The following is a 1,306-nucleotide window of genomic DNA, read 5'->3' on the forward strand; positions in this document are numbered from 1 at the left end:
GAATTAACACAGGTAATCAGGTAATTTCCGGCGGGAAGGAAGTCGCTGCTTGTATGTATTTCAGCAACCAGCTCGCCGGGCTTGCATTGCAGCTTGTCATCTTCGAAAACAATGTCTTTTCCGTCAGCAATACAGTCAGAAACCTCATTCAATATCAAGGTTTTGTCATTACAGACAGTACCCAGACTGTCACTATTGCTTTCATAAAATGTATATCCTATATCACATGCCGATTTTAGAAAGCTCCCATAAACAATCTTATGTTTGGCAATGTTATTGTTTGAGGTGCATTTTAGTCCCCTGTTTTCATAGCGAAGGCCTCCTGGAGGGCAATTTGTAATATCAGACTTTATTGCGTGAGTGTTGAATTTCCAAATGATTTCGAAATTGGCTGGAGTGTAATTTATTATCGGAATGTCATAATCGTGACAGGTAGCGTACAAAAATGATTTCAAACCTTCATCGGTATTCTCTTTTGTTTTTAACATAAAGCCGCAGCGTTCAGTGTAATCGCCTGTGGGAATTAACTCAGTAAAAGAAAAGTCGGCGGCATTAATCGGATCCGGATAGGTTATTGATGTATTGCAATAGAGGTAGTCGTCATCATTGAATGCGATATCATTCTTCTTTTCCCAACATTCTAAAGATATTGGCGGTGCTTGTGTAACTCCCGAGTCCGCTGCTCTGAAAAGACCGGTATAATACAGCTGATTATTATTTACATATAATTCGTTTAGTTTTACCTTCTCAAGATAGGAACCGAATGGAATAAGAAGGCTCTGCTGTTCTTGTGCAAGGCACAGTGATGAAGCCATTAGAAGATATGCGAGCCCACAGCTTGTGAACCTCCCACTTTTTTTAACAAACATCATAGCTCTCCGTACTGACCAATAAAAGGCATTGGAAGTGTAGAACTGTCACGGCGAGATACCAAAAAACAGTTTGAGGCAATAGAACAGGGGTTCTTTAACGGCTGTCGTCGTTTTGTTTCTCTCTGTCTGGTTTCTCTCTGTAATGGCGATCTGGAAGCCATGAACAAGGAGTTTCATGGGGTTCTGGATCTCTCTATAGCCGGGCTTTGCCTTTAAAGAGTTAAGAACCTACAGAACTCCAGAGTCTGGACCTTTTTATATGGAGCTTCAGGAAGGTCAGTTAAGCACACTGAAATTTGCTGTAAAATCCGCATCCAACTGCTGAATTTAGGTTGAAGCATGACAGAGTGATGCTGGTTTCAGGGATCAATTCACATTATGTGTGTTTTCGCAGAGACATCCAGGGGCAGTGGTACAAGCTCGAGAGTGTGGCT

At 41.6% G+C, this 1,306-nt stretch carries 2 protein-coding genes; both read right to left on the minus strand.

Annotated elements, in window-relative coordinates; all coding sequences use genetic code 11:
- Nucleotides 1–872 (minus strand): hypothetical protein (locus tag GZ78_RS31120; protein WP_034833871.1); only part of this gene is annotated, 872 nt, incomplete at its 3' end.
- 45 nt (nucleotides 873–917) lie between these two features.
- Nucleotides 918–1,049 carry a hypothetical protein gene (locus GZ78_RS31125; protein WP_269078743.1) on the minus strand — a complete coding sequence of 44 codons (132 nt, stop codon included), beginning with the start codon at nucleotides 1,047–1,049 and terminating at the stop codon, nucleotides 918–920.
- Nucleotides 1,050–1,306 lie beyond the last annotated feature (257 nt).

Origin of the sequence: Endozoicomonas numazuensis (assembly GCF_000722635.1) — a bacterium.
Lineage (GTDB): Bacteria > Pseudomonadota > Gammaproteobacteria > Pseudomonadales > Endozoicomonadaceae > Endozoicomonas_A > Endozoicomonas_A numazuensis.

Excerpts from the sequence above, each read along its gene's own strand:
- GZ78_RS31125 (WP_269078743.1), bottom strand. The coding sequence starts at position 1,049 with ATGAAACTCCTTGTTCATGGCTTCCAGATCGCCATTACAGAGAGAAAC.